This is a genomic window from Sinobaca sp. H24 (genome assembly GCF_023845525.1).
This window is the reverse complement of record NZ_JALBWT010000078.1, coordinates 1-5,851: the sequence shown is the minus strand read 5'-3', so window position 1 is coordinate 5,851 and position 5,851 is coordinate 1. Positions and strand designations below refer to the sequence as shown.

Annotated in this window: 9 protein-coding genes and 2 pseudogenes; 2 read left to right on the top strand and 9 right to left on the bottom strand. The window is 41.5% G+C overall.

What is annotated here, in order from left to right; translation table 11 throughout:
- Positions 1-43: 43 nt before the first annotated feature.
- From MMY81_RS32865 to MMY81_RS32850, 4 genes and pseudogenes are all read right to left on the bottom strand, one after another.
- A complete protein-coding gene (locus MMY81_RS32865; RefSeq protein ID WP_252316126.1) occupies positions 44-172 on the bottom strand; it encodes an efflux RND transporter permease subunit in 129 nt (42 codons plus the stop codon).
- A pseudogene (locus MMY81_RS32860) lies at positions 145-551 on the bottom strand (efflux RND transporter permease subunit). Before MMY81_RS32860 ends, MMY81_RS32865 begins: the two are co-directional and overlap by 28 nt.
- A gap of 94 nt (positions 552-645) precedes the next feature.
- The gene (locus MMY81_RS32855; RefSeq protein WP_252316125.1) at positions 646-1,359 is read right to left on the bottom strand and encodes an efflux RND transporter permease subunit; all 714 of its coding nucleotides are present in this window, start codon (positions 1,357-1,359) and stop codon (positions 646-648) included.
- Positions 1,356-1,700, bottom strand: a complete 345-nt coding sequence (locus MMY81_RS32850; protein ID WP_308215564.1) for a MarR family winged helix-turn-helix transcriptional regulator — start codon at positions 1,698-1,700, stop codon at positions 1,356-1,358. The genes MMY81_RS32855 and MMY81_RS32850 overlap by 4 nt, the downstream gene beginning before the upstream one ends.
- A gap of 237 nt (positions 1,701-1,937) precedes the next feature.
- Between MMY81_RS32850 and MMY81_RS36160 the strand changes: the two are divergent.
- A pseudogene (locus tag MMY81_RS36160) lies at positions 1,938-2,297 on the top strand (MarR family winged helix-turn-helix transcriptional regulator); the annotation flags it as partial.
- Between the two features lie 214 nt (positions 2,298-2,511).
- On the opposite strand, the gene MMY81_RS32845 reads toward MMY81_RS36160, so the two are convergent.
- Genes MMY81_RS32845 through MMY81_RS32830 form a run of 4 tightly spaced genes read right to left on the bottom strand, consistent with a single transcriptional unit; the run spans position 2,512 to position 4,297 of the window.
- The gene (locus MMY81_RS32845) at positions 2,512-2,877 is read right to left on the bottom strand and encodes a gas vesicle protein (RefSeq protein WP_252316123.1); all 366 of its coding nucleotides are present in this window, start codon (positions 2,875-2,877) and stop codon (positions 2,512-2,514) included.
- Between the two features lie 18 nt (positions 2,878-2,895).
- A complete protein-coding gene (locus MMY81_RS32840; protein WP_374563447.1) occupies positions 2,896-3,207 on the bottom strand; it encodes a gas vesicle protein K in 312 nt (103 codons plus the stop codon).
- A gap of 11 nt (positions 3,208-3,218) precedes the next feature.
- Complete coding sequence (locus tag MMY81_RS32835) at positions 3,219-3,404, bottom strand: gas vesicle protein (RefSeq protein WP_252316122.1); 186 nt, start codon at positions 3,402-3,404, stop codon at positions 3,219-3,221.
- 44 nt (positions 3,405-3,448) lie between these two features.
- Positions 3,449-4,297 carry a GvpL/GvpF family gas vesicle protein gene (locus tag MMY81_RS32830; RefSeq protein WP_252316121.1) on the bottom strand — a complete coding sequence of 283 codons (849 nt, stop codon included), beginning with the start codon at positions 4,295-4,297 and terminating at the stop codon, positions 3,449-3,451.
- A gap of 287 nt (positions 4,298-4,584) precedes the next feature.
- Here MMY81_RS32830 and MMY81_RS32825 point away from each other — a divergent pair, with 287 nt between their 5' ends.
- Positions 4,585-5,052 (top strand): TetR-like C-terminal domain-containing protein, encoded by a 468-nt coding sequence (locus tag MMY81_RS32825; protein ID WP_252316120.1) that lies wholly within the window; start codon positions 4,585-4,587, stop codon positions 5,050-5,052.
- Between the two features lie 39 nt (positions 5,053-5,091).
- On the opposite strand, the gene MMY81_RS32820 is transcribed toward MMY81_RS32825, so the two are convergent.
- Positions 5,092-5,851 (bottom strand): CAP domain-containing protein (locus tag MMY81_RS32820; protein ID WP_252316119.1); only part of this gene is annotated, 760 nt, incomplete at its 5' end.

Here is a 5,851-nt window from a genome sequence, read left to right as displayed (position 1 = left end):
ATTCCTGTAATAAATACGACAGGAAGGAAAATAGACACGGTTGTTAATGTTGAAGCCGTAATGGCTCGGCCACTTCACGTGTACCGTCGGCCGCTGCCTGCTTCGGCGTTTTCTTCATGGCTAAATGACGGTAAATATTTTCTACTACAACAATGGAGTTATCGACGAGCATCCCGATTCCGAGTGCGAGTCTCCAAGGGTCATCATGTTTAAGCTGATATTCGTAAAGAAGAACAAAGCAAATGTTGTAATAATGGAGAATGGTATAGCAATACCTATAATTAACGGTGTTTTTAAGTTACGTAAAAAGGCGAATAATACAACCATTGCCAGAATACCACCACTAATAAAGCGGTAATAACACTGTTAATGGAGTCCTGCACATATTCTCCTTCATCATAAAGGGTGATGGCTTCCAAATTCGAATACTCATCTTCATCAAGCAGGCTCTCCAATTCCTCATTAAAGTCAGTAGATACCTGTGTCGTGTCTGCATCGGATTCCTGCATCACATCCAGTTGAATGGAGCTTTCCTGATTTACTCTCGTGATAACATCTGCATTTTCGCTTTGCAGTGATACTTCCGCTACATCTGATACGCGATGTCATCGCCTGATTCAGGATCCTGGGAAACGGTCAGCTCTTCTAACTCCTCTGCTGAACCAAGTTCGCTGAGAATTCGTGTGGAAATAGATTCTTCCGCCTCTTCATCAACAATAACACCACCCGCACAGCGGCTTCCTGCCCCTGGATTACCTGTACGATGTCGGACTGGGAAATACCTGCGTCCGCTATTTCATCCTGATCGAGCACAACTTCATACTGCTCTGTTAAAGAGCCTGACTCGGAAATGCTGGCTACGCCGCCGATACGGGATAATTCTCTTTCAAGAGACTCAGTCTCTTCCTGAAATTCCGTTACCTCGTCCCCGCCGCCGGAAATCGCCAGCTGAATACTCGGAAACATAGAAGGATCAAATTGAAGAAAAGCCGGTGTGCCTGCATCATCAGGCAGTTCAATCTGCGAAATGGTGGAAACAATTTCTGTTTCCACATCATCAATGTCTGTATCCGCTGTAAACTCCATAATAACAATGGAGGAGCCTTCCAGAGACTGGGATGTAATCTGATTAAGCCCGGACACAGTAGACAATTCATCCTCCAGGTCTACGGTTACATCATTTAACACTTCCTCCGGGCCGGCACCGGGATAACTGGTGCTGACCGCAGCTACCGGAGCTTCAACATCCGGAAATAACTGGATAGGCAGACGCGTCAGCGACACGGCCCCTAATATTAATAGTACAAGCATAATAACAATCGTAAACTTTGGCCGTTTATCGACAGGTCCCATTTTCATTTACTGCTTCTCTCCCCTGATCCTGATATTGGTTTAGATGATTCTTCGGAAATGATTTTTTCAAAAGAACGTGCAACTTCCTGCACTAATTTTAGATCCTTAATATCTATTTTAATAAGGTACTGTTCGATCAAATTCTGCTCCATCTGCATGAATTCCTTCTTCATCTCCAGCCCTTTTGTTCCAAATTCAATATTCACTTCTCTGCGGTTCTCTTTATTGATAACGCGTTTAATGATAGATAACTCTTCCAGTTTTTTGATTGTCTGGCTTACTGCGCTTTTCGATATATCGCAGTATTCTGCCAAACCAGCCATTGTGACGTTCTCCTGCTTAAGGATATATACAGCATCACCTGCTGGCGTTTCGTCAGACTGATATCCGGAAACGGAAAAAGCTGCAAAGGGATTTATGTATTTTGCGCGCGCTTTCCATCATTTCCGTAAATACTTTTCCATGTTCTTGCATCAGCTGTCTCCTTTCTTTTTTATTACAAAATTCATTCTAACGTAATTTGCTTAATAATTAAATAGATAAACAGTTTTTTTTTTAACTGTTTAATAATTAACCGTTTTCATATGGAATATTTCTCTGCTGCTTCTTTTCATGATAGGATTTATGTATCTATTTTTTCACTTAAAGGAGATCATCTATTGAATTCAGAGCCAGCAGATATATACCGGGTTATTGAAATAACCGAACGTATTCACAATACGATTGTCAGCGACTTCCCTATGCCGGACCTCCCTCTTAATCAGCGTCAGGTCAGCATCCTCTGGTTTGTGTTCCATCATCAGGACAGCAGCATTAATGATGTGGCACGCCATTTCTATATTTCAAAAAGCACGGCCAGCCAAGCTGTTTCTCATCTGGAAAAAGAAGAATTTCTGAAGCGTATCGTAAACCCATCCAACCGCAGAGAAGTCATACTCCGCCTTCTGGAACGAGGCGAATATTGGAAAATACAGTTTAAAGAAGCCGAGCGGCAGCTGCATGAAAAATATTTCTCAAAAATCCCGCAGGAGGATGTCCATAAAATGCAGGAAGCGTTGGAAAATATTCAGGCAATTGTAGAAAAGGAGAAATCAAACAATAATATTTTTAAACAGAAAAAGCCCTGCTTTTGTTATCCCAAAAGCAGGGCTTTTCTCATTATTTTTCGTCCGTGTCCGTTTTCTCTATTTCCGCTTCACTTGAAGTGTTCTGCTTCTCTTCCAACTGACGGACTCTCTCATGCAGTGCCTTGTTTTCCTGAACGACTTCCATTGCCTGGGATGAATAATGAGGGTCATGTCTCCACCAGTCTATCCCCATTTCTTCGGCCCTGTCCACAGAGGCAACAAGCAGCCTGATTTTTATCGTAAGCAGTTCTACTTCAGCGATATTTATCTTTATATCACCAGCAATAACTACTCCTTTATCAAGGACCGTTTCGAGAATGTCCACAAGGCTGCTTCCTCCGGATCTGTTATTGCTGACCTGGGCATTACGGTCGCTTACCGGGTATTCTTCTGCCATAGGTATACCTCCTTTTCCTCACTTATATAGATTTCCAAGCGGTCCAAGATCTATATTTAGATCATCATCTGTTAATCCAAATATGACTTTCATTTCCTCCATTTTATCTTCCAGCTGCATCAGCGCTATTCCAAGCTGTTCGATCTGTTCATCCGAGAGATCTCCCCCCTCGACTCGTCTCATCGCCTGCCGCTCAACAAGCTGGCGCAGCAGTTCGATGACCGTCATGACAATCTGGGAGAGCCCTTCGTCTACTTTGTCGGGATCTAGTGAGATTTTTCCAGTTGGGTTACTCGTCTGCAGACTGTTTATATTCGGTATATCACTCATGTACAAACCTCCTATTCTACTTCACGGATTGTCTGGCTGCTCTCTAAATATGCTTTCTTTTTATTGTCTTCAAGCTTTTGGACAGATGCTAACAGCACGCTTAAATCTAAATAAACGAGCTCAATATCGGCGATGGAAATCGTTAAATCTCCACGAATCACCACTCCGGTTTCAAGCACAGTATCTAATATATCCAACAGTGTAATATCTTTATTTTTCAGGTCCAGGCTGTCTTCACGTATCAGCCTTTTACACCTTCTGCCGCAGTGAAGTTGGAGAAATGGTAGGAAGGCCAGGGTCCGGTCACTTCATAATAAAAACCGGAGTCCTTTTCTTCTGCTTCGCTGCGTTCGGCTTCTATATAGGAGAGAAACTGCTGCTTTTTAGGAGCGTCCACAAGATACACACCGTTTAAGCTCATGTCTTCCTCTCGTCCCGTCACTTTTCGTTCCCAATTCTTCTTTACGTCACTTGCTTCACTGAGTGTTTTGAGATGATCATGCAGGTCCTGACAGTATGATCTTATTTTTTCAATGGCTTTTTCTTCTGCAAAATTAGCCAGCTTTTTCTTTTCAAAGAATTTTTTTCCTGCCGGCATCGCTTCAATATCAGCTTTCTTCTGCTCCATTTCTTCACTGTTCTCTACGACGTTATTCATAAACGTGTCTTTGTCGGCGTATACCTTAATATTCCATTCCTCTTTATCCGCCAAAAAGGCAAACTGTTCGGTAATGGATTCTTTTTTCTCTTCCATCATTTGTTCCAGGCTTTCCCACGATTCAAAAATAGTTCCAAATTTCAACGGGACAACGGTATATTTTTCATGAAGAATATTCATTAATTCATGATGATGAAAGGCTTTTACCTGAAGCCACTGCATATCTTCTACCTTTTTCTGCAGTCTCTCCTCTTTATAATCTTCCTCCGGAACACGACAGACTACTGCAGTTATTTCTCCGTGGTGCTGGTACTCTATACGTTCTGATGGTTCGATGGCTTCTTTATCTTCCATAGGGCTGTCCTTATAGTCACTAGTCGGTATAAAAGCATATACATAAATTAACTTCGTGCTGCTTTCTTCCTGAGCCATAGAAACCTCCTTTTCTTTTGTTGGTTTCTTCATCAACAAATGTGTATTACATATAGTATAATTGTGAATACAAATCACATACAATCATCAAATAAGCGGCTTTTGTTGGCTATTCAACAGTTTATCCTTTATTTGTTGATAAAAGGAGCTACTTTATGGATGAGCATCTGCCACCGATGGACAGACGAACAAAAAATCTAAAGATGCTTTAAAAAAATCTCTTATTGATCTAATGAAAGAGAAAGACTTCAAAAAAATCTCTATTACAAATGATGGATCATGCGGATTTGAACCGTGGAACCTTTTACAAACACTATCAGTTCAAAGAAGATGTTTTAGATGAAATGGTAGAAGAAGTAATTGATAGTCTAGCAGCGTCTTTTCAAGAACCATTTCTTCAATATAGAACGATTGAAGCAAAGCAGTTAAATAAATCCGTTACCAAAATATTTGAACATGTGTATGAATACCGGAACTTTTATACTGTTGTCGTCAAATCACAGGTGCTGTCTTGCTTTCAAGACAAAATAAGTGCTGTACTCCGGGACTTTTCCCTGCAGGAATTTGCACACAAAAAATCCGATCCGCATATCAATATTGAGCTGCTGGCCAGTTATCAGGCCTACGCCTTTTTAGGGATGATTATCGAATGGATACATGATGATTTTAAACATTCGCCTGCTTATATGGCTGATCAGCTCCTGCGCATTTTGGCCTCCCACTCTCCTCTCGCTGCAGAAAACGATTCTTTTTAAATCCATAAAAAACACCTTTCATTGAGAAAGGTGTTTTCATTATCTGGTTATGAACTTCTCCGTAAAAAACGGCTGGTTGTCCTCATTAAATTCAACGCCAACGCCAAGCTCTGTGAACTGATCGTGCAGGATATTCTCCCGATGACCAGGTGAATTCATCAGTCCTTGATGGGCAAACACACTGCTGAACTGTCCATACGCGAGATTTTCTCCGGCACGTGTAAAGGTTATATCATCCTCTTCGAGCCGTTCGAAAGGAGACTGGCCCTGCTCGTTCGTGTGACTGAAAAATTGATTCTCCGCCATATCAGCACTGTGATCCCGTGCCGTTTCTCTTACCTCTTCATTCCATTCCAGAACAGGAAGATCATGCTTCACACGAACAGCATTCGTCAGGTCAAATAATTGATATTCAAACCCTTCTTTTAACGATTCACTTCCGCCTGCATAAAAACTCTCTTTTGTCGTTTCCAAATTCTCATCAATGATTTGCACAGCGGTCACTTCATCCGATTCCTGAACATCGTAAAACACAGTAATATAGCTCCCATCCAGGTGATGGACACCGTACTCTCCTTCACTATTGATCTGATAGTTAAACATGCCGTTACGCATCATATCTTCTGGTTCGCCCAGCGTTTCATTTACATAGGATTTTGAGTCGCCTAATGTAACATCATATTGGGAAGAAAGTAAATTCTGATTGGTGTAGAGCCCCTGAACAACACCCTCTTCATTATACGAAACCATCATAAAATTATGGTAATTCTCATGATAGGTTAACCAATTTACCCCGTAT